The following is a 21782-nucleotide window of genomic DNA, read 5'->3' as shown; positions in this document are numbered from 1 at the left end:
ATTACCTTTGCTCATTATAATAACTCAGCCTTCCTCTACAAAAAGTATATTGTACTTCAAAGGAGTTATTTAGCAATACAATGTCGGCATCCTTCCCAACTGCTAAACTCCCTTTTCGATCATCTACTCCTAATCTCTTCGCTGCATTTGTTGAGGTTATTTTCACTAACTCATGAAGTGGTAAATGAGTTAAGTCTCGGATTTTCCGTACACCCTCATTCATTTTTAGCACACTTCCAGCTAATGTACCCGTTTTTAAGGTAGCAGTTCGACCGACCACCTTGACCTCCTGATCGCCAAGTGAATAGTTTCCATCCGGAAGTCCTTTCGCTCGCATAGAATCAGTAATGAGAATGACTCTATCCGGCCCAATCACCTTAAACACTAATCGAAGCATATCGTCTGATAAATGGATTCCATCCGCAATAACTTCACAGAAAAGCATTTCATTCATGAATCCTGCTCCAACCATCCCAATTTCTCGATGGTGAACACCTGTCATCGCATTAGTAAAATGCGTTAGATGTGTTAACCCGTTCTTTACTGCATTATTCATGTCTTGATAAGAAGCCTTCGAATGACCTGCGGAAGAAATAATTCCTCTCTCTTTTAAATACTGGATCATCTCAAAAGCATCGTCGAGCTCAGGAGCTAATGTAACTACCTTTAAATTACTTAGTTGTTCTCCAAACCAACTATTTAAACGATCAACGGAAGGCTTTTGTATATGCTGAACCGGCTGGGCCCCCGCCTGCTCTGGATGTATAAATGGCCCCTCCAAATGAAAGCCAAGCATCTCTGCTCCCTGATTTTCTATACTCTCCTTCAGGAATTGATTGTTTACTTCTATCGATTGTTTAATTCTCTCTGATGAGTGAGTAATAGTTGTTGCTAAAAAAGATGTTGTTCCTTCTTGAGGCAAATATTCGGCAATCTCTTTCGTAGCCTTGAGATCTCCATCCATAAAATCAGCCCCCGCAGCGCCATGAATATGGATATCTATAAAACCAGGCATTGCAACATATCCCTTACCATCAATGACTTCTCCATTAAACTCTTCCATTGTACCTTCAGATATAGATGCTATCTTTCCATCAACAATTAAAATCTCCCCATCGATTAATTGGCCATCCTCTAAGCACATTTGAACATTTTGAATAAGATAATTACTCATAGGCACACCTTCCTATAAAATATATTTACTTTTAAATAAATTTAATATTTCTAAATAATCATATAATATAAACGTATAAAATTATATACTTAAATTCTATGAAATAGATTAACGATTCCTACAAAGCGGTATTTCTTAAGTTGATTCTTTCAAAACTTTTAAAATTAGCAGGAATTACAGCTTCAAAAATGAGGCTATTAACATTATTCTTTAAATAATGTAAGCACCCCATCCACATTTATTGTATGATAATTAAAAATAAGGAGGAATATTATGCCATTCTTACACTCTCCAAAATACCATCCGTCTATAGATGAAGTAATCATCCAAACCTTAAAAAGTGAAGGCGTTAAAGATGAATTAATTGAAGAAAAGTTAGTAGAAATGTCTAAAATAGAAGCTATGGATCGGTATTTTAGTTCTAAAGAAGTAGAGGTAACTACCGAATTTATCTCCCATTTTATATCCCATGCTTTTTACATAGATTTAGACAAAGCATACCTTTTAGACACAGTGATAGAAGAAAAGCTTAAAGAACCTACTCCAAAGGCAGCCATTACGTGGTGCCTAGAAAATCAACAGCATGAGTGGACTGGCGAACAAATTCGTATTCTCCTTCTAAATCTATTTGGTATAAATACAAATGGACTTGCCTTTTTAGAGAACAAAAGAATTTCCTTATATTCTAAAAAGCAATGGATTCTTAAACAGGACAAAGATTTGTTTATTGTTTCTACTGGAGTAAAAGATATAGATGTGTACATTTTAGCAACTGATTATTTTAAACAAAAAACTGGATTAGATGGCTTACCAGAGAATTTACACGAAAAGCTAAACGAGCTTGGATTCAGTTATAATCAAGAAAAAATGTGCTATTATTTCTGCACAGAAGACGGACAATCAGTTGAAGATTCATTTAAAGGCCAGGTCCTAAATAGTTTGATAGAAGTAGCACGGACGAAATACGATCATTTATAAATGGCTATGTTAAAGGGTAGAGTTGATTTATAATGCAAAGAAATCTTAAATCAGAGAGTAGCATTGATTTTTCGCACCAGCCGGACGCTTTCCTCGGGGTGAGCGATAAGCCATCACCCATCGCTAACGCGCGTGGTTGTGATGTCTTATCTGTCTCACTCATCCCGTAGGAGTCGCCGTCTGGCGCTCCAATCAATAAATGGGAACAGCTATAGCATCGATAAAGCGCTAATAGATTTACTCGCATAAACAAAGCTAAAAACTGTCACCAACCCCAATTTCATCATCTATTTATGTTCTTAATAGCCATTTGAAAGTTCCTTTGTTTATGTTTACAGTCACTATAAAAAAGAATTGTTAGTAAAAATCAACCAATAACTTTAACAAAGCTTTTATAAAATACAAAAGCTCCGTTGCTTGAACGTATAAAATTATATAAAAACTCCTATCTCGCAAAAACTGAGATAGGAGTTTTTATATTAATTATTTTCCAAAGGATGATAGAAATTTAACTCGATCGCCCATTGGAGGGATACTATTATCTACCAATGAAATCTCTAATACAGCTGGGCCATTCATCTGCAGGAGACTGTTTATGATTTCCTCATTCAAGTCTCCCATTTCTTCTATACGAACACTAGGTATGTTCATAGCCGCTGCCATCGCTGCAATGTTAATCGGCTCTTGCGCAAAGTTTGGATGAACCCTTTTGTATTGCAGGTTGTGCCCGTGGTAAACCATGCCTAAGCGAGCATTGTTCATCACAACAAATAGCACAGGGATATTGTATTCCTTAGCAGTCAATATTTCCATTCCATGCATAAAGAAACACCCATCACCGGTAATGGCTACTGTAGGACGATCTGGTTCAGCAAGCTTAGCTCCTATTGCAGAACCTATACCACTACCCATAGCTCCAAAATGGACATTTATATCAAATGTACTGTATTCAAGGACATCCATGTCATGTATAACGTAAGCCATAAATTCTCCAATATCTATTGTGTATCGGGTAGATGAAGGAAGGTACGACTGTAACTGAAGTAACACATTCTTGGTAGTATAATCTTCATGACTTTGGACATTATCTTTTCTATTAAAGGCCATTTCTTTCCTTGTTATTCCAAGAGCTTTGAGCTCTTCTATTAATGCAGAAAGGCTCAATTGAATATCACCTAGGATAGGAATATCAATCGGGTACTTGCGATTAAAGACGGTTTCATCAAAATCCATTTGGACCGTAAATCGCCCATCTGTCAGGCTACCATTATAGTTATTAGTAGCTGTTTCTCCAAGACTGGAACCGATGATTAATAGAGATTTTCCATCTCCGTCATTTATAAGACTTGTAGCTTGTTCTGTAGCAGCAAATCCAAATACCCCTGCAGACAATGGATGATCTTGACGAACAAAGCCCTTTGCGACCGGTGTTGTCATAATCGGCCACTCGAGCATCTCTGCCAATTTAAATAATAGGTCGACTGAATTTCTAACCCCTTGACCTACAAATATATAACCGCTTTTTCTTTCGACTAACTCCTTAGCTGCCTGTTTAATCATGTCGAGATTCGGTATAACTTCTTCCCTTACCAAAATAGTAGGAATCTCTTCGTTACCACACGGACCTTGTTGAACATCAATAGGCATAGCTATATGTACTGGACCAGGAACACCTGAAACTGCTATTTTGGTAGCCTTAATAATTTCCTTTAATAAATCCTTTGAGTCTCTCACTGTTACACTATACTTAGTGACAGAATGATAAATCGGATCCGCATCAAGCTCCTGCGATGCATTCAATCCTTCTGTACTTACTGGCACAGCTCCCGTTAAAAATAAAATTGGCAAGTGCTCTCTCATTGCATTAGCTGCACCGGTGACTAAATTAGTACCTCCAGGACCGCTACTTCCAATACATACACTCAGCTGATTCGAGTATTTCGCATAGGCTGCAGCCATATATGAGGCAGCACCCTCATGCTTAGTAATTATGGGAGTAATCTCCGGCATATCATATAATTCATCAAAAAATGCATTTACAGAGCCTGCAGGTATTCCAAAAACGTGTTGTACTCCAATCCCCTTTAAATATTCCAACACAGAACGAACAGCTTTCATCCCATTTCCCCCTATTAAATTAAATATTTATCTTTCAATGCACCTGCTTTTAAAGGAACACTAAAGTAATAACCTTGCATTAAATAGCAGCCCTTTGACAAAAGAAAATCTAATTGTTCCCTTGTTTCGACACCTTCAGCGATTACATTGAGCTTGAGATTTTCTGCTAATGTAATGATTGTATTAGTAATAGCTGAATTACTATCATCATCTTCTCTAATATCTTGAATAAAAGATTTGTCTATTTTCAAAGCATCAATTGGAAAGTTTTTAAGATAGCCTAGCGAAGAATATCCTGTTCCAAAATCATCTATCGCTATCTTTACACCAATCTCTTTAAGTTGCTCCATCATTTCAACAGTCAAATCTTTATTTTTTATGATTTGATTTTCCGTCAATTCTAAGTGCAAGAATTCTGGTGCTAGGTCTACGTCAGATAAAACTCTCTGCACCATTTCTACTAAATCATTTTCTTCAAATTGTCTGCTGGATAAGTTTACCGAAACACTCATAAAGTCATTTCCTTCTTTATGCCACTCTTTCAACTGCTTACAGGCATTCTCCAGTACCCATTCTCCAATCGGCACAATTAGCCCTGTATCCTCTGCAATTGGTATAAAATCTGCAGGAGAAATCATCCCTTTTGTTGGGTGTATCCATCTTAAAAGAGCTTCCACTCCTATTATATCGTTCGTCCTACTATCAATTTGTGGTTGATAATACACATCCAATTCGTTCCGATCAAGCGCCTTATATAGAGCATTTTCTAGCTTAATGCTTTCTAATGACCTGGTATTCATCTCCTTTTCAAAGAAGTGGAATCCTGTACCAGATTTTTCCTTGGATTTGTACATGGCCGCATCTGCATTTTTTATCAGTACTTCCACATCCACGCCATCTTTTGGAAACATACTTATCCCTATGCTCGTCTTAATATAAATTTCATTTCCCATTAATGAAAAAGGTTGCGAGAATATGTCTGAAATCCGCTCAACTGCTTCGAGTACATCTTTTTTAGATTGAATATTAGGCAAGACAACCGTAAATTCGTCTCCCCCTTGTCGAGATGCAATCGCATCTGTCGGGATTACTATTTGAAGACGGTTTGCCACTTCTCTAAGCAACAAGTCGCCATAGCTATGTCCTAAACTATCATTTACTAATTTAAAGCGATCTAAGTCTAAGTATAAAACTGCTCCTTGTTGTTCCTTATCTTCTAGGATTTTTTTTAACTTATCATTTAACAAGACCCTGTTTGGAAGATCTGTCAAACTATCGTAATAAGCCAAGTATCTGATCTCTTCCTCCATTTTCTTTCTTTCAGTAATGTCTTTGAACGTTACTACTTGCCCAATAACATTCCCATCTTCTACAATCGAGGAAAGAACATATTCTACTGCTAAATTTGTTTTATCTTTCTTACAAAACATTTGCACGGTTTCTCCAAAGGATGAATGTTCAGTCTCTTCGCAAATAACACTAGAAGATAACGTACCGATCAGCTCTCCCTTTTCATAACCTAGCATCTTTTCACTAGCTGGATTACAAAACGTGATTCTTCCGCACAAATCTATACCAAAAATCCCTTCACCTGCAGAGTTTAAGATCAATTCTTTCTCATTACTAAGATGCTGCAGCTCGTGAACAACTCTTTCCAGCTCTGTATTTTTTACACGGATTTCCGAGGTTCTCTCTTCTATAATGGTTTCCTGCTTGTCCATAAAAAGCATATTAGAAAGACTAGCTGCAGTTGCGTCCACAATGGACTGCGCTAAAAGAATATCAGACTCGGAATAGTTTATTTCTTCGTCATCCAAATTTACTACAGCAATTACCCCTAGTACTTCTCCCATCGTCACTAATGGCCACAGATACATTCCCCTTATACCAAACGTTCTACAGGCCTCGTGATTGGGACGATTATCTACAAAAACATTAGGTATCATAATTGCTTTTTTAGTCTGAATGACTTCTTGAATTACGAGATCATTTTCATCTACTTCTAAGTTTTCATGGGTTCTTATCCATTCTTCTTCAGTCCAATCACTATTTTGACTGAGACTTGCTGGCTTTATATTCTTATCAGCCATAGGATCCAATAAATGAACGCCAATATTATAGTTGCCCAATACTTTCCCTACATAGAAGAAGCACCGATCAATTACTTCCTGCATGGTGGAACACATAGATAGCTCTCGAGTATGATCTAGAAGTAATTGCTTCTCCGCTATTAGGTTCTCTTTTCTAGTAAGATTGGTAGCATTTTGAATAGCTACCCCAGCCATATTCACATAGGCTTCTACGGTTTGGATTTCATCCTCCGTCAGGTTCATCGGCGTACCGTAATCGAACAAGAAAACAAGTCCAAAAAGCTCGTTTTCAAAAGAGATAGGAAGAGCTAGTAAAGATTTTATCTGGAAAGCTTTCACATTCCTTGGATCTGGTCTAGTATCCTTTGATGTATCTGGTATATATATAGTTTTTTGCGTTTCTATTACTTCTTTAGCAAGCAAGTCATATTCCGTCTCAATCAAATGCATATCTAACGTAAAACCATTAATATATTCGGGTTTCCCTACGAACCCCCTAAATTGTCCATCCTGCTGTGGCAAATAAATCCCTACAGAATCACATTGAACAATTTCCTCAGATATAGCCTTGATGACTTGCTCCAATACCTCTCTAAGATCTAGCTTTGTATTGATCAGCTTTGTTATATGGGCTAGACGAGAATATCTCGTTTGCTCTCTCACAATAAAGTACCTCCATTTTTAATAATCTATAAATCTTTAATATAGATTAATTAATATCTATATTAACACCTTTTTTTGTAAATAAATCTAGCATTTTTGATATGTTTATATAATAAACAAAAAATAATCATTTTTATATCTTTTATATCAAAGAGATAGATTTACCTATTAATACTTTCCCTTTTTTCATTAAATATAAACTAAAAATATAGCACTTAATGCCTATTTCGTTAAAATGTTTTTATATGCCGTTTTTTCTTCCAATGAAATGGCGCAACAAGTGCATGGCTTGGACAAAAGTCTCCTCAAAATAGAATGTATTTGTTTTCCACTACAGCGCGCACTTTCCGGGCACAGCCTCAACCTCCTAATTGCTTTGCTTCACTTAGGCTTTAGCTTGGACTGTTCACTCAGGAGCCGCGACTTCCTCTCCAATCAACGAGAATAGAGAATTTATTATTAGAAATCAGTTACCTTCAAAAAAGTAAAAACGTGAAATCAAATTTCTGATTTCACGTCTTTTAATTGATTGACTAGTAATGTCCCAGCCTTATAGTGAGCTAGTTTACCAAACCATTCGCTGTTTACGTCCAGCTCCTTTATTATCTCTATAATTTTTCTCTTTGCCAATGCCTAAATAATGTTCCTTAACTTCTGTGTTTGATAGTAGACTCGCAGCATCACCCTGTAAAACTACTCTACCATTTTCCATTATATATCCGTAGTCAGCTATCGATAGGGCAACATTGGCATTCTGTTCCACAACTAAGATGGAAGTGCCTTCTTCTTCATTTATTTGTTTTATGTTTTGAAATATTTCCTTGACCAATAAGGGTGCTATTCCTAACGATGGTTCATCTAATAGCAGTAACTTTGGCTTTGCCATGATTCCTCTTCCTATTGCGAGCATTTGCTGTTCTCCCCCCGAAAGGAAACCCGCTTTACGGGAAGCTAAAGGTTTTAGCTTTGGAAAATATCCATAGATTTTCTCTATATCTTTTTTTATATTAGAACGATCCTTTCGAGTGAATGCCCCAGCTGTTAGATTCTCCTCGACCGTCAAGTCCTTAAAAACTCGTCTACCCTCCATGCATAAGAAAATGCCTTTCCTTACAATCACATCAGTAGTTAGTCCCTTCAATGACTTGCCTTCAAATTCAATCGTTCCATCAGTTAGATGTCCATCTTCCGCATAAAGTAAACCTGAAATCGCTTTAAGCGCCGTAGATTTCCCTGCACCGTTACTGCCTAAAAGAGCTACAATGTCTCCATTCGGAACATTAAGAGTCGTTCCCTTTAAAGCTAAAATAATTTTTGAGTATACTGCTTCTACATTATTTACCTTTAGCATGCCAGCTCCTCATTTCCACTTTAGTCCTTATAGCTAAAGTAATCTGTTAAAGGCTCCCATTTGCCGCCCTTCACTATGCCTAGACGAGTCTGCTCCGTGCCTGTATGATTGTCCGCACTGAAGCTTACCGGTGCTCCAAGTCCACCAAGGTCAAAGTTATTTAAAGACTCAAGACCTGATCTAATCTCTTCTCCTGTAATATCGCCATCCGGATGTTTTTTAGCCGCTTCTTCTATACCAGCAACCATAATTTTAGCAGCCGACCACCCTTGGATAAATTTCTGATTGATATCTTCTAGTGTTTTTCCCTCACCTTTTAAATATTCCTCTACCTCTGCCATCCCTGGTTGATCCTCGTATGGTAAAGCATGAGATAGAATACCAATATAGCCCTCCGCTACATCTTCCCCTACTATTGTAATAACTCCTTCACCAGAGGCCCAGTTTAACCCTATAAATTGGGTATCTATGTTCAGTGTATTAGCATCTCTAAGAATTGTAGCTGTTGCGCCCCAGGTTTCTTGGATAATTGCATAATCTGGATTTTTCTTCTCCATATTCAATAACTGAGATTGTGCTTCGGTAGCTTGTACATCAACAATTTGTTCATCTACAATCTTTATACCAATTTCAGCCGCGTACGCTTTAATATCCTCGATTGGAGAACGCCCAAACGCTGTATCGTTATACAATAATGCTACCGTTGGTTCAGAGCCTTTATGGTTATCCTTAATCCACTTTAATACAGTTCTCCCTTGATCGGAGTATGAAGCAGCCACCAAGAAGTTATAAGGACTCTCCTCTAAGTTTTTTAGGTTCTCAGAATAAGATGCAGAGAAGAAAGGAAGCTTGTCGCTAGCCACTTGTTGACGTAATGCCTCTGTGTCTCCCGTTCCCCAGCCAAGTACAGCAGAAACTTTTTCTTTATCTCGCAGCTCTTGGTAAATTTTTTGGGCTTCTGGAATAGAATAAGCATAGTCCTTCCCATTCAAAACCAAATCTACGCCTTCTATTTCTCCTTTATCTTTAGCATATTTGAAATACGCTTTTTCTCCCTCTGCGTAAGGGGTTCCAACGTCTCCAGTACCACCAGTAATATCATATAGTCCACCAACAACTACTTTTCTCGAGCCATCACTGCTTTCAGATGTACCTTCCTCTGAACAAGCCCCTAGTAATAACACGAAAAGAATCCCCAATATTTTGTATACAAATTTATTTTTTCTCAACTTCATCAACACTCCCCTTGTTTCTAATAGAAAACGAAAACTAGCTAATAAGAAAATGGCCAAAGCTTAAAGTATTTCTTAAAATTGAGCCAAATATGTGCGAGTCCTCCTGGTTCAAAGATTAAAAATAAAATAATGACAGCTCCAAAAACAAAATCCTTAAAAGCTGAAAACAACTGATAGAAGTCTGGCATAAAAGCTGCCAAAACATCTACGAAGGAACCTAGCAGTACAGGTAACAATGTTATAAAAGCTGCTCCTAGAATAGAACCAAATACACTTCCTAAGCCACCTATCAAGATCATTGCCAGGTACTCGATAGACACATGAAAGTTGTATAGTTCTGGACTCACAATCATTGTGTAATGTGCGAGTAAAGCTCCAGATATACCGACAAAGAACGAGCTAATAACAAATGCCATTACCTTATATTTAAATAAATTGATCCCCATTATTTGTGCAGCTATATCTCTGTCTCGGACAGCCAAAAAGGCTCTTCCAGTTCTTGTTCTCAATAGATTAGTAGCATACAAGACGGTAAGTAACAAAATAATGACACATAAATAATAATATTGTGTATTACTCGTTAAAGAAACGTCCCCAACCTTTGGACGATTCAATACCATTCCAGCAGTACCACCTGTTAAACTATCCCAGCGACTAATAACAAATAAAATGATAACTTGCGCAGCTAAAGTAGCAATAGCCAAGTACAAACCCTTTAGTCTGAGGGAAGGAACACCGAACAAGCCCCCTATTAAAGCTGTAACGATTCCAGCCAACGGTAAAGAAATCCAGAAGCTTAATCCATAGGTGGAGGTAAGAATTGCTGACGTATATCCACCTACACCTAAAAAGGCGCCTACTCCAATCGATATTTGCCCAGTGAAGCCCGTCAGTATATTAAGTCCGATTGCCCCAATCGCTGAAATAGAACAGAGAGTAAGAAGACCAATCCAATAATTAGTAGTAACTAATGGCAGCAAGAGGACCATGGCTACTATTAACAAACCTTTAATCTTGCCAGAGGTTGTTCCAAACATTTTTGCATCATCTAAATAAGAGATCTTATAATTACCACTTTCTCTAACAAACAGATTCCTCATAGGTTCACACCCTCTCAATTGTTCTACTACCAAATAGTCCGTATGGTTTTAACATTAAGATGAGTAAAACCACTATGAATGGAACAACCTCCTTTAAGCCTCCTCCTACAAGTGGATCTATATATCCCCCTGCCATGTTTTGGAGAATACCAATTATAAATCCACCTACGATTGCTCCAAGAACACTATCCAATCCACCTAAAATTACGACCGGCAGTACGGTCAAACCAATTGCAGACATAGTAGGACTTAAGCCGTTGATATTCCCTAGCAATATCCCACCTACCGCTGCAACAACAGCAGCAATAGTCCAAGTTGCTGCATACACATACTTCACACTGATCCCCATGGACATCGCAGCCTGACGATCATCCGCCACTGCTCGCATAGCAATTCCCATTTTTGAAAACTTGAACAGCAACAAGAATATGGTTAGCAGTGTTATGACAATTACAAATGACCAAAGATATACAGGACTAATAATAATCCCTGATATATTTATAGGAGTTGTTGGGAATATTTTAGGAAACATTCTTGTTTGGTGACCCCAAATCATATGAACGGCTCCCCCTAGTAAGCTAGAAAGTCCAATTGTCGCCATAATAACAGATACTACTGGAGCATTTTGAATAGGACGGATAACCAATCTTTCCACGATTAACCCCAAAATGGCACTGAATATAAGGGTAATTAACAAGGCAATAAAGAAAGGGATGCGGTAAGCGGTCATCAAAACTAAACAAATATAGGGGCCAACGATAACAAACTCTCCATTTGCCAAATTTAGTGCACCACTTGCCCGATAAATTAGTACAAACCCTAATGCCACTAGACCATAGATACTACCGACTACCACTCCCGTGACGAGCATTTGAAGAAAGAATGTCATAACGTCACCTCCTGCTCTCTATTTAGTTGAACCACTCTTACGTTATCCATCTCACTCGACCCTACAGAAATACTTTCTCTTTCTGTATACATCCCGTCAATCAACACTCTGTAACGATCTTCAATGAAATTTCTTCTTATTTTATAGGTTCTGGTGAGCTCTCCTTCTTCTATTGAAAATGGTCTGTGTAACAGTGTGAATTTCTCTACCCTTGCAAAGGAAGGTAAATCTTTCATTAACAATGACACCTGTTGTTCCAAAAACTCTATCACTTGATTGTTTTTAGCCAGCTCTCCGTAATCTGTGTAGGCAATTCTTTGTTTGTCTGCCCATCTCCCCATACTGTTCCAGTTCATATTGATCATTGCAGTTACATATGGCTTATTTTGACCAAAGCAAACTGCCTCTAAAATGTAAGGATTCGATTTTAACTTGTTTTCTATCAGTCTCGGATAAATAACTTGGCCATTTTCGGCAATAATAATATCTTCTAATCTATCTAGCACGTAAAGATGTCCGTCATCCTCCAAGTGACCACAATCACCTAAGGAAATCCATCCATCCCCACCATGCGTACTTTCTCCACCTATATAATTTGTAGCAACAGCTGAATTTTTAATGTATACTGCTCCATCTTCTCCAATCTTAGCTAGCGTATTTGGTAATGCTTTTCCTGAGCTTCCGGCTCTTACGTCTTTGTCTCTTTGAACAAAAGCTATACCAGCAACCTCAGTCCCCCCATAGGTTTGTTTTAGATTTACTCCAATACTGTGGTAAAAGTAAAAAGCTTCCGGATGCAAAGCAGCTCCTGCAACATAAGCCCTTTTAACTCTCGCTAAACCTAAATGATCACGAATAGCACTAAAAACGATAATATCTCCTAATACATACATTGCTTTGTCTACGAAATTGATTGGCTCTTTGTTCAATTCTGCACGGGCAGCCTTGTCCCCAAATTTCTTGAAAAAATTGTAAATTGTTTTTTTAAACTTACTTGCTCCCTCTATCCTGTTCGTAAAACTAGACATGATAGATTGATAAACTCTTGGTGGAGCCAGCAATGTATGTGGACCTATCTCCCGAAGATCCCCTAAAACCGTATGTGGGCGTTCGGGGAAGTTAACAACCACGCCTTTAATTAAAGGAGTTACTATCCCTAAAATTTGCTCATGAATCCAAGCGAAAGGTAAAAAAGAAAAATAATCATCCTTTGTTTTCACGTTATCAATAGCTAGTAGACCTTCAGCTGCATCAATTAGGTTAGCATGCGTTAAAATGACACCCTTTGGCATCCCTGATGTAGCTGCACTATAGGCAATAATTGCAGGGTCATTTTCCAAAACCTCTTCAGGTGGATCAACAAGGAACTTTGCCTTATCTTGCAACAATAATATGCCGTCTGATAGTAAATCCTCAAAGTCTACTAGTTTTGGATGCTTATAATGCCTCATTCCTTGCTTGTTAAAAAATATGATTTGCTCAACTAATGGTATTTGTTCTTCAATCCCCAATAATTTATCTACCTGCTCTTGATTATCAACTAATACGATTCTGGCCTTACAGTCATTTAGATAAAAAATAATTTGTTCAGGTAATGATTCTGGATAGATCCCTACCGTTACACCACCTAAACTTTGTGCAGCAAGTTGAGTATAAACCCACTCTTGCCGATTATCTGCTATAATTGCTAGCCTTTCCCCTTTATAAAAATCGAAATATTCAGATAATATAATAGATAATTGATTTACCTTTTTACTGTATTCCCCCCAAGTAACCTCATGCCAAATCCCTAGCTGTTTTTGCCTGAGAGCAACCTCTTGCTCATGATTAGCAGACCTTTCCGCTAAAAGAGTGGGTAATGTTTTGTGATCCATTTTAATTTCCCCTTCCTAAATAACGGCTTCTTCCCCAATATAGGCCTTTATAACAGCTGGATTTTCTTGAATTTCTGCTGGGGTTCCAAAACCAATAAGTCTACCAAAATCTAATACAGCTATATGTTCCGATAAATTCATAACAACCCCTAAGTCGTGCTCGATCAAGACTACCGTCATATTCATCGTCTCATGCATCTCAACTATAAAATGTGACATTTCATCTTTTTCCGCTTTGTTCATCCCAGCCATTGGTTCATCTAATAAGATAAGGTCAGGGTTTAATGCAAGTGCCCTTCCCACCTCGACTCTCTTCTGTAAACCGTAAGGCAGCGTACCGACAGGAGTATGACGGATATCTTGAAGCTCTAAAAATTCAATTACTTCTTCTACTTTCTGTCTGTGAGCAATTTCTTCTTTTGCAGCCTTTCCAACGTACATTCCTCCGCTAATCGGTCCGGAATTCATCAATGTATGTCTTCCAAGCTTTAGGTTGTCTAGCACAGACATATGGGCAAATAACGCTATATTTTGGAATGCACGAGCAATCCCTAAAGCTGTGCGATTATAAGGTTTCATATTTATGATTTCATGACCTTTATACAAAATGGAGCCACCAGTCGGTTGATAGAGACCACTAATACAATTCAGCATACTAGTTTTTCCAGCTCCATTTGGACCTATTAACGAAAAAATCTCTCCTTTGTTAATATGGTAGCTTACATCTTCTAGTGCCTTTACCCCTCCAAATTGTAAAGAGAGATTTTTTATCTCTAATATAGGATCCAATATGGATACCCCCTTTAAGTTAAGCGTTTACAAGTAAGCTTTTGTTGAATATTACTTTACAAACAATAATTTTGTCAACGAATTTTATGCGACTTTTTTCCTAATATTTTGTCGTTAAATGTTTGAAAATGTTGAAATCTAAAGTCTATATAGCGCTACTATTTTATCTTCCAAAAAGAAAACCTCCTATGACTAGTTCCATAGGAGGTTTTATTAAATTCATTATTCGACAAATAATATTTATTTTTTGATGGACATTTTGTGATGTCATATCTGCCTCACACTTTTCGCCAGAGCCTGTAGCTACAATTAATAAACAGAAAGTATTCTCGTTTAATCTTTTATGAAGATCACTGTTTATAAAAACATTCCTGCTATTGCAGCACTAAGTAATGATGCAAGCGCTCCTGCAATAACTGCCTTAAACCCTAATCTTGCAATGTCTGGTCTCCGGTTTGGAGCTAGGGAACCTAATCCACCTAACAATATTGCCATTGAGCTTAAATTTGCAAAGCCACATAGAGCAAAACTTACGACAAGATTGGTTTTAGCAGAAAGGTTCCCCATATCATCGGTAAAAGCCTTATAAGCAACAAATTCATTCAAAACTAGCTTTTGACCAATGAAGGATCCCGCCGCCACTGCTTCTGACCAAGGTACTCCTATTACAAAAGCCAATGGAGAGAATATGAAGCCTAATATCCCTTCTATCGTTATCTCACCATAGCCAAAGAGTCCTCCAATCCCTCCAATTAAACCATTCAAAAGAGCAATTAAGGCGATGAATGCTAATAACATAGCTCCTACATTGACTGCAAGCTTCATCCCGTCTGCGGCCCCTCTTGCAGCAGCATCAATTACATTGACGTTTGAATCATCTTTTTCCATCTTGAAATCGGTGTCTTCCACAGTTTCCGTCTCAGGAAACATTAGCTTAGCCATGATCAAACCTGCTGGCGCAGCCATGAAGCTAGCGGCAAGCAAATATTCCAGTGGCACCCCTAACAAAGAATATCCTACTAAAATGGATCCTGAAACCGATGCAAGTCCACCTGTCATCACAGCAAAAAGCTCTGAGTTAGTCATCTTTGCAATAAAGGGGCGAACAACTAGAGGAGCCTCTGTTTGCCCCACAAAAATGTTTGCTGCAGCAGATACAGACTCTGCCCTACTAGTTCCTAAAAGCTTGGATAGTCCTCCTCCAATAATCTTTATAAAGAACTGCATGATGCCCAAATAATACAAAACTGAAATTAAAGCTGAGAAGAAAATGATGATAGTTAACACCTGTATAACAAAGATGCTCCCAAACTCATCCACATCAGACAATGAGCCAAATAAGAAAGATATCCCCTCATTGGCATACCCAGTTAAATTTTGAACTCCTTTGGAAAGCTTTAGTAATGCCCAGCGTCCCAAATCCCACTTCAATACCATAAATGCAAATGCAATCTGTATAGCTAAACCAATCAGTATGGTTCGTAAATTTATCGACTTTTTAGCATTGGAAAGGAGAAAAGCAATCCCGATCACAACAATAACTCCACCAATTCCCCAAAGTATATTCATGTCAAAACACCTTCTTTTTATGTATAATTCGCCTTTTAAAATCAGACATATTGTAGCTATTCCCTAATATCCTTGAAAGAAACGGAAAAATATAGCACTAATCTGGGCAATAAATATACAAAAAAAATCGAAATCTTAGGTAAGATTTCGATCGATGGATTTTATTTACTTAGATAGTAAGGCACCCTTACATACTTTTTTAAATTAAAGTAGGCTTCATCTGAAGATATTCTTTTTAAATAAATAATCATAGGAAATATCAATAAACATATATTCATTCTCGTTGATTGGGACAGAGAAGGTTCTTATCATTTCGCCTGTTTGAATATCGCTATAAATATCAGAGAACACACCACTTTGATCATTTCTCATCTTAATAATTGTTTTTAGAAAGTATGGGCGCCAGCTCCAGTTTTTGTTAATGGCGTCTTCTTCAACCTCCCAATGCGAATCAGTTCGAACAATATTAGGCGAGGTCTGGAAGCCCTCCTCGTCACAAATATAAAGACGGAACGAGTATTCACTTAGCTCTTCAGCTAGTTTCAATAAATCTTCTACTTCTTCGCTAGAAGATTTGATAGCTTGAACTTTTTTCTCTAGATTAACTTGTAATTCCTTCAATGCCTTGTAATTCTCTTCTAATATACGTTTTTCTGTTGCAATAAATTGTCGACACCTATCCTTAAAGCTTTTCTTTAATTGATTTCGTGGGATTAGCCCAGTGCCCGCTTCAGCTAAATATTTCCCTTGATAGTATCGGCCACTATTTTTCCAGGCAAATTGAAGCTGGTGAACTGTATCAATACCCTCAAAAAGCATATTTGCTCCAATTTTACGCGCAGATGAACTAAGTGATGTAAAAAGGTCATTCTGTGCACCCCAGGATTCATAGCTTAGCTGCTCTATATTTACCTTAAGGATATTAGGTGCTAGCATTTGTATATAATCGAGATGACTCTCTGAGCCTAATTGGTTAATCGCTATTTTTATTCCATAGGTTTTAAAGTAACGTACTATATTATTTAACTGATGAAAATCCCCTTTAAAGTTATGTTCGGAAATTACTATAACAATTCGAGAAAGTTCTTCCTCTGGGATATATTGTTTTATAATATCAAAAAACCCTTCGCCATAATCTAGCACTAGTAAATTGGCGTTGCATGGAAGATATATATCAAAGTTTTTTGGCTGGTCTACAAGCTGCCCTAAAGCAATATGAAGAATTCTTTGTTCGACCTCAACTCTATATTCCTCTGGCACCTCTTCATCAAAAGCAAACGCATTTAAGTTTATTAGCTTATCATCATGCAGCAATTTTCCAGAAACCTCGTATGCGACTACTATATGTTCGTCTGCACTAAAAATAGGTTGAAAATATGCTTGCAAGTTATCCAAGTTCGTTAGAATATCAATTGCATCCATCCTGAACCCTCCTTACCTATATATACATGATAAGTTGTAAAAAGGTATTATGCAAATGGATATTACGTATTTTTATACACAATATTAATTATTTATTAGTATTGAAACTTAACTGTGACTCTAGCTATTATCGTAATTACACCTTGTTCAATTGGGGTTGCTCCTGTAGATGATTCTATTAACATCGCTCTATATGGTACGATCGGACTTCCTTCTTTTTCCTCCACTACCTCTATAACTTGTGGTGAAACTGAAAGCCTCATTGTTTCTGCTATTGTATTTGACTTTAATTGTGCATTCATTAAAGCCTTACTAAGAGCTCTTTGATAATAGGCATCTTCGTTTTCTAATCTGAATTCAAGAGAAGAAATTCGATTTGCCCCATTACTAACGGCTGTATCAATCACTTTTCCTACCATGCTTACATCAGGTATTTTTACCGAAATGGCATTAGTCACTTCATATCCCCTGAAAACCTGTTTTCCATCTACAAAATCGTAACGCGGAAAAATATTGTATGCAGCAGTTTGTATATTTTCTCTTGGTATACCAAGCTCTAGTATGGATTGAATGACCTGATTCATAATTGCTGCATTTCTTTGCTGGGCTTCCTCCACCTCGCTGCCTTCCGTGGTAACTTCGATTTGTAGCAACGCATAATTCGGTGGAACAGTAATTGAGCCTTCTCCATTAACAGTGATCGTCCGAATGAGAGGACAAGGATGTAACGCGTTTAAATACATAAGATCCCCTTCCATATTACATATATAGATAGCATATGCTTGCCGGCCAAAAAACTTGTTTAAAATAATAATTTAACCTTGGGAGCACTCTAAAAAGGTTATTACTATATCGGTGTAAATAGCAGGCTGGTCTTCATGTACTAAATGCCCTGCAAAAGGGATAACAGCAACGTGAATATGTTTGTTTTCTTTCGGGTAAATCGTTGCTCCTACAGTTTCATGTGCATTCATTTCCCCAACTATGTATAAGACAGGGAACTCGAAGTGATACATAGCTAACATATCTTCAAAAGGATACCAGTCCTCTTTTTTCCCCAAGTGAATAAACCTTCTCCAACCAGATGAATGTAGTTTATCAAAATAGTTTATGAAATCGTCGTTCCATAAAATCTGTTCCTGAGTTTTTACATCCTGCATGTGCAAATCCAGCCAGTCATCCGGCTTAACTGGCATCATGCCTGAAACAGTGAGTGTTTGAATTCGCTCCGGAAAAAGTCTAGCAAATTGTACCGCTACAATTGCACCCAGTGAGCATCCAACCAAATGAATCTTTTTCAGCTGATAATGATTGATGGTTTCCAATAAATCTTGCGCAGAATCCAAAAAGAAATTTTCAATTTCCTCTGAAGGCGACTGCCCATGTCCCCTTAAATCCGGGGCAAATACTTTATAGCTATCTTTGAAAAAGTTCTGCTGATATTGAAAGTCTGTATTTCCAGTTTGTAAGCCTGTATGCAAAAATAAGAGTGGTTCACCGCTCCCCTGAATGGATGTATGTAAAATCATTTAATCACCTCTTCTTCGTTATTTATATGCTCCAGTCTATTTAAGAACTTGATCATACGCTTGTCCTTTTCAATGGTCAGTAAATGCATACCTGTGTCTCCCGTAGGGAAAATATAGTCACTGGTAACTGGCAATTGAAGAAACGCCTTAATAAGGTTGGAGATCAAGCCACCGTGTGACACAATTGCCACTCTTTGATAATCCTTGTATTCTTCTATTATTTTATGAAGTATGTATTCTGCTCTGTAACGAAACGCTAACTCTGATTCTCCAGCTTCAATTGGTATATAAATCGGTCTTCCTTCTTTAGGTAGAGGGTACTTTATAGCTGCTTCTTCTCGAGGTAAACCCGCTAGTACTCCGTTATTAAACTCCATTAAGTCAGACTCCTCATACATCTCACAGCCTATATTACTTTGTAGAATAGTCGCAGTACTCTTTGCACGACTTAGAGGACTACACAATATAACGTTTGGTGGAAAATGACCCTTCACGTATGTAGCCATCTTACTAGCTTGTTCAATACCTAACTCAGTTAAAGGAAAGTTCGCTCTACCTTCATGCACACCTAACAGATCAGCTTCCGATTCTCCATGTCTAATAATTAATAACTCCATTCAAATCACCCCAAATATTGGAAAGTATATTAATTAATAATTATACTCGAATGAAGATCTTCCAGAAAAGAATAATAAGATTTTCCTTGAAAATAATTTACTATTTCAGTACGTGATGTTTATTTTGATTTAATTTCGGGAATTTCTTAGCAAGGAGGCGATAGATATGCCGTGGAGTAAAAATGATTATCCAGCTTCAATGAAAAATCTTGAGCCAGATGTTCGGGAAAAAGCGATTGAAATTGCGAATGCATTATTAAGAGACGATACTGATGAAGGAAGAGCAATCGCTATTGCAACAGCCCAGGCAAGAAAGGCAGTGAATGGGGACGATAATGACCGCCCAAGATATGAGGTAAAGGCTCGGGAAGAAGATTGGGTACTGCTAAAAGAAAACGGAGAAAGAGCCATTTTCTCAGAGGAGACAAAGGATGCTTTGCTTGAAAAGGCTAAGCCATACGTCAATGATCACAATGGAATTCTTTCTATATATCAGGAAGATGGGGATTTAGATAGTACTTTATATGAGTAGGAAGAAGACAAAAAGAACTTCAAGTACCTGAAGTTCTTTTTGTCTATCATTCCTGTATTACTATAATTTAAAAGGATATTATTCTATATCACTAATTAAAAAAGTGGATATTTCAGGAAAAACGGATAATACGACTATTAATAAAATCATAATTATTGCGTATGGTATTACCCCTTTAACAATTTCATCTATCCTATTAGTTCGATCTATTCCCTTTAACACAAATAAATTCAAACCTACAGGAGGAGAAATAAGAGCAAGCTCCATGTTAATAACCATAATAATAGCAAACCAAATTGGGTCAAAACCTAATGCCATAATTATTGGATATAAGATAGGCAAAGTGATTACCAAAATAGAAATTGTCTCCAAAAACATGCCTAATATTAGCAAAACTATGTTGATTAATATAAATATAATCCATGGCGAAATCTCTTGGCTTGTAGCATAATTTGTAATGGTTTGAGGAATATTTAAAATTGTCATTATGTAGCCAAGTAACATAGCTCCAACAATGATAAATAGAATCATTGCATTAGTTTTCACAGTTTCAATTATTATTTTTTTGAAATTGGCAAGCGTTAGATTTTTATAGATAAACAACGAAATTGCAAAACTAACCATTACACCTACCGCTGCAGCTTCCGTAGGAGTAAAAATACCAGTGTAAATTCCCCCTATTACAATTGCTGGTAATAACAAGCCCCAAATAGCAGTTTTAGTACCTTCCATTCTTTCGGCCCAAGTAGCTGGTTTATCTTTGATATGACGTGTTTGATATGAAGCAAAAATCATAAAAGATATAGTTAGTATTATACCCGGGACAATTCCAGCTATAAACAGCTTACCAATTGACTCACCAGTTACTGAGCCATAAATAATCATCGGAACACTGGGTGGTATTAAAATTCCCAGAGTACCACCAGCAGCTAGCATACCAAGTACGTGTCTCTTATTATATCCTCTCTTTACCATTTCAGGTAAAGCTACCGAGCCTACCGTTACTGCAGTGGCAACACTCGAACCTGATATAGCTGCAAAAATTGCACAACAAAAGAGTGTAGCAATTGCAAGTCCTCCCGGTAAGTGACGAAACCATCTGCTGGCCATTTCATATAAGTCTCTACCTACGCCACTTACTAGCAAAACTTGACTCATTAATACATACATCGGCAAAGCAGTTAAGGAAAAATCATCGAGAGCCTTGTAAGAGATAATTGGCACTTGCATAAATGCAAAAGTGCCACCATTAAATATATACATTCCCACTACAGCGAGTAATGAAAGAGCAAATGCTACAGGTAAGCCCAAGAGTAAAAATGTTCCTAGTCCACCAATAAAGAAAATGTTCAAATATGTTCCCCTCCCCTGTGAATGTCACCATCTATTATCTGCAAGATAAAGGCTATGCACATTAAGGCACCTCCCACAGGTAAAAACAACTCCGGCAGGTACATTGGTATCCTTAACAAAGATGAAGAGGTAATCCCTAATTCAAAAGTATTCAGCACATGATGGAATCCATAATAAGTAAATATAATACTAAATACTAATCCCATAGCATTCGATAGATAAGCAAGTACTTTCTTAAACTTATCGTTAACATTATTAATCAAGAGGTCTACAGTAATGTGAGAATAAGTTCTCACTGCATAAGCGCTCGCTAAGAAACAACTTCCAATAATAGAATATGTGGATAGTTCAGTTGCCCAAATGGTAGGACTATTAAATAACCATCGAGAAATAACTTCATAGAATGTCATAAATGTTGTTAACACTATTAACAAACCTGCCGTATATGCCCCTATCTTTATCAGCTTATCGGAGAGTTCATAAATTGCTTTCATAAGTT

Annotated in this window: 18 protein-coding genes; 2 read left to right on the top strand and 16 right to left on the bottom strand. The window is 37.3% G+C overall.

The features are described from left to right. Position 1: 1 nt before the first annotated feature. The gene (nagA, locus tag MKX96_RS19005) at positions 2-1174 is read right to left on the bottom strand and encodes an N-acetylglucosamine-6-phosphate deacetylase (RefSeq protein ID WP_340886717.1); all 1173 of its coding nucleotides are present in this window, start codon (positions 1172-1174) and stop codon (positions 2-4) included. A 273-nt stretch (positions 1175-1447) separates the two neighbouring features. Between nagA and MKX96_RS19000 the strand changes: the two genes are divergently transcribed. Beyond that, positions 1448-2152 (top strand): hypothetical protein, encoded by a 705-nt coding sequence (locus tag MKX96_RS19000; RefSeq protein ID WP_340886714.1) that lies wholly within the window; start codon positions 1448-1450, stop codon positions 2150-2152. Positions 2153-2635: 483 nt separating this feature from the next. Here the strand turns inward: MKX96_RS19000 and MKX96_RS18995 are convergent, their stop codons facing one another. The 13 genes from MKX96_RS18995 to MKX96_RS18935 form a co-directional block, all read right to left on the bottom strand. Next, positions 2636-4270: a thiamine pyrophosphate-binding protein gene (locus MKX96_RS18995; RefSeq protein ID WP_340886711.1), complete on the bottom strand. Its 1635-nt coding sequence runs from the start codon at positions 4268-4270 to the stop codon at positions 2636-2638. Between the two features lie 14 nt (positions 4271-4284). Continuing rightward, positions 4285-7026: an EAL domain-containing protein gene (locus MKX96_RS18990; RefSeq protein WP_340886969.1), complete on the bottom strand. Its 2742-nt coding sequence runs from the start codon at positions 7024-7026 to the stop codon at positions 4285-4287. A gap of 562 nt (positions 7027-7588) precedes the next feature. After that, positions 7589-8374: an ABC transporter ATP-binding protein gene (locus tag MKX96_RS18985; RefSeq protein WP_340886709.1), complete on the bottom strand. Its 786-nt coding sequence runs from the start codon at positions 8372-8374 to the stop codon at positions 7589-7591. 20 nt (positions 8375-8394) lie between these two features. Continuing rightward, positions 8395-9609, bottom strand: a complete 1215-nt coding sequence (locus tag MKX96_RS18980) for an ABC transporter substrate-binding protein (protein ID WP_340886705.1) — start codon at positions 9607-9609, stop codon at positions 8395-8397. Positions 9610-9647: 38 nt separating this feature from the next. Further along, a complete protein-coding gene (locus MKX96_RS18975) occupies positions 9648-10709 on the bottom strand; it encodes a branched-chain amino acid ABC transporter permease (RefSeq protein ID WP_298472206.1) in 1062 nt (353 codons plus the stop codon). A gap of 4 nt (positions 10710-10713) precedes the next feature. Beyond that, on the bottom strand, positions 10714-11598 hold the full coding sequence (locus tag MKX96_RS18970; RefSeq protein ID WP_169360040.1) for a branched-chain amino acid ABC transporter permease: 885 nt from the start codon (positions 11596-11598) through the stop codon (positions 10714-10716). Further along, entirely contained in the window at positions 11595-13472 is a 1878-nt protein-coding gene (locus MKX96_RS18965; protein WP_340886702.1) for an AMP-dependent synthetase/ligase, read from the bottom strand. The genes MKX96_RS18970 and MKX96_RS18965 overlap by 4 nt, the downstream gene beginning before the upstream one ends. 15 nt (positions 13473-13487) lie before the next feature. Then, complete coding sequence (locus MKX96_RS18960) at positions 13488-14261, bottom strand: ABC transporter ATP-binding protein (protein ID WP_340886700.1); 774 nt, start codon at positions 14259-14261, stop codon at positions 13488-13490. Positions 14262-14618: 357 nt separating this feature from the next. Continuing rightward, the gene (locus MKX96_RS18955) at positions 14619-15830 is read right to left on the bottom strand and encodes a NupC/NupG family nucleoside CNT transporter (protein ID WP_340886698.1); all 1212 of its coding nucleotides are present in this window, start codon (positions 15828-15830) and stop codon (positions 14619-14621) included. A 216-nt stretch (positions 15831-16046) separates the two neighbouring features. Continuing rightward, the gene (locus tag MKX96_RS18950) at positions 16047-17252 is read right to left on the bottom strand and encodes an EAL-associated domain-containing protein (RefSeq protein ID WP_340886696.1); all 1206 of its coding nucleotides are present in this window, start codon (positions 17250-17252) and stop codon (positions 16047-16049) included. Positions 17253-17347: 95 nt separating this feature from the next. Then, entirely contained in the window at positions 17348-17995 is a 648-nt protein-coding gene (locus MKX96_RS18945) for an SIMPL domain-containing protein (protein ID WP_340886694.1), read from the bottom strand. Positions 17996-18067: 72 nt separating this feature from the next. Beyond that, complete coding sequence (locus MKX96_RS18940) at positions 18068-18781, bottom strand: alpha/beta fold hydrolase (RefSeq protein WP_340886692.1); 714 nt, start codon at positions 18779-18781, stop codon at positions 18068-18070. Next, positions 18778-19398: a histidine phosphatase family protein gene (locus tag MKX96_RS18935; protein WP_340886690.1), complete on the bottom strand. Its 621-nt coding sequence runs from the start codon at positions 19396-19398 to the stop codon at positions 18778-18780. Before MKX96_RS18935 ends, MKX96_RS18940 begins: the two co-directional genes overlap by 4 nt. A 166-nt stretch (positions 19399-19564) precedes the next feature. Between MKX96_RS18935 and MKX96_RS18930 the strand changes: the two genes are divergently transcribed. Beyond that, positions 19565-19930, top strand: coding sequence for a hypothetical protein (locus tag MKX96_RS18930; protein WP_340886688.1), 366 nt, complete (start codon positions 19565-19567; stop codon positions 19928-19930). A gap of 78 nt (positions 19931-20008) precedes the next feature. Here MKX96_RS18930 and MKX96_RS18925 read toward each other — a convergent pair whose 3' ends face one another. Together MKX96_RS18925 and MKX96_RS18920 are read right to left on the bottom strand one after the other, a co-directional pair. Further along, positions 20009-21283, bottom strand: coding sequence for a TRAP transporter large permease (locus MKX96_RS18925; protein WP_298472187.1), 1275 nt, complete (start codon positions 21281-21283; stop codon positions 20009-20011). After that, complete coding sequence (locus MKX96_RS18920) at positions 21280-21777, bottom strand: TRAP transporter small permease (protein ID WP_298472185.1); 498 nt, start codon at positions 21775-21777, stop codon at positions 21280-21282. The genes MKX96_RS18925 and MKX96_RS18920 overlap by 4 nt, the downstream gene beginning before the upstream one ends. Positions 21778-21782: the final 5 nt, after the last annotated feature.

Origin of the sequence: Psychrobacillus sp. FSL W7-1493 (assembly GCF_038004905.1) — a bacterium.
Classification (GTDB): Bacteria; Bacillota; Bacilli; order Bacillales_A; family Planococcaceae; genus Psychrobacillus.
Note: the sequence above shows the minus strand (reverse complement) of the source record. Positions and strands in the feature narration are given on the sequence as shown.

Excerpts from the sequence above, each read along its gene's own strand:
- nagA (WP_340886717.1), bottom strand. The coding sequence starts at position 1,174 with ATGAGTAATTATCTTATTCAAAATGTTCAAATGTGCTTAGAGGATGGC.
- MKX96_RS19000 (WP_340886714.1), top strand. The coding sequence starts at position 1,448 with ATGCCATTCTTACACTCTCCAAAATACCATCCGTCTATAGATGAAGTA.
- MKX96_RS18995 (WP_340886711.1), bottom strand. The coding sequence starts at position 4,270 with ATGAAAGCTGTTCGTTCTGTGTTGGAATATTTAAAGGGGATTGGAGTA.
- MKX96_RS18985 (WP_340886709.1), bottom strand. The coding sequence starts at position 8,374 with ATGCTAAAGGTAAATAATGTAGAAGCAGTATACTCAAAAATTATTTTA.
- MKX96_RS18980 (WP_340886705.1), bottom strand. The coding sequence starts at position 9,609 with ATGAAGTTGAGAAAAAATAAATTTGTATACAAAATATTGGGGATTCTT.
- MKX96_RS18975 (WP_298472206.1), bottom strand. The coding sequence starts at position 10,709 with ATGAGGAATCTGTTTGTTAGAGAAAGTGGTAATTATAAGATCTCTTAT.
- MKX96_RS18970 (WP_169360040.1), bottom strand. The coding sequence starts at position 11,598 with ATGACATTCTTTCTTCAAATGCTCGTCACGGGAGTGGTAGTCGGTAGT.
- MKX96_RS18965 (WP_340886702.1), bottom strand. The coding sequence starts at position 13,472 with ATGGATCACAAAACATTACCCACTCTTTTAGCGGAAAGGTCTGCTAAT.
- MKX96_RS18955 (WP_340886698.1), bottom strand. The coding sequence starts at position 15,830 with ATGAATATACTTTGGGGAATTGGTGGAGTTATTGTTGTGATCGGGATT.
- MKX96_RS18950 (WP_340886696.1), bottom strand. The coding sequence starts at position 17,252 with ATGGATGCAATTGATATTCTAACGAACTTGGATAACTTGCAAGCATAT.
- MKX96_RS18945 (WP_340886694.1), bottom strand. The coding sequence starts at position 17,995 with ATGTATTTAAACGCGTTACATCCTTGTCCTCTCATTCGGACGATCACT.
- MKX96_RS18940 (WP_340886692.1), bottom strand. The coding sequence starts at position 18,781 with ATGATTTTACATACATCCATTCAGGGGAGCGGTGAACCACTCTTATTT.
- MKX96_RS18935 (WP_340886690.1), bottom strand. The coding sequence starts at position 19,398 with ATGGAGTTATTAATTATTAGACATGGAGAATCGGAAGCTGATCTGTTA.
- MKX96_RS18930 (WP_340886688.1), top strand. The coding sequence starts at position 19,565 with ATGCCGTGGAGTAAAAATGATTATCCAGCTTCAATGAAAAATCTTGAG.
- MKX96_RS18920 (WP_298472185.1), bottom strand. The coding sequence starts at position 21,777 with ATGAAAGCAATTTATGAACTCTCCGATAAGCTGATAAAGATAGGGGCA.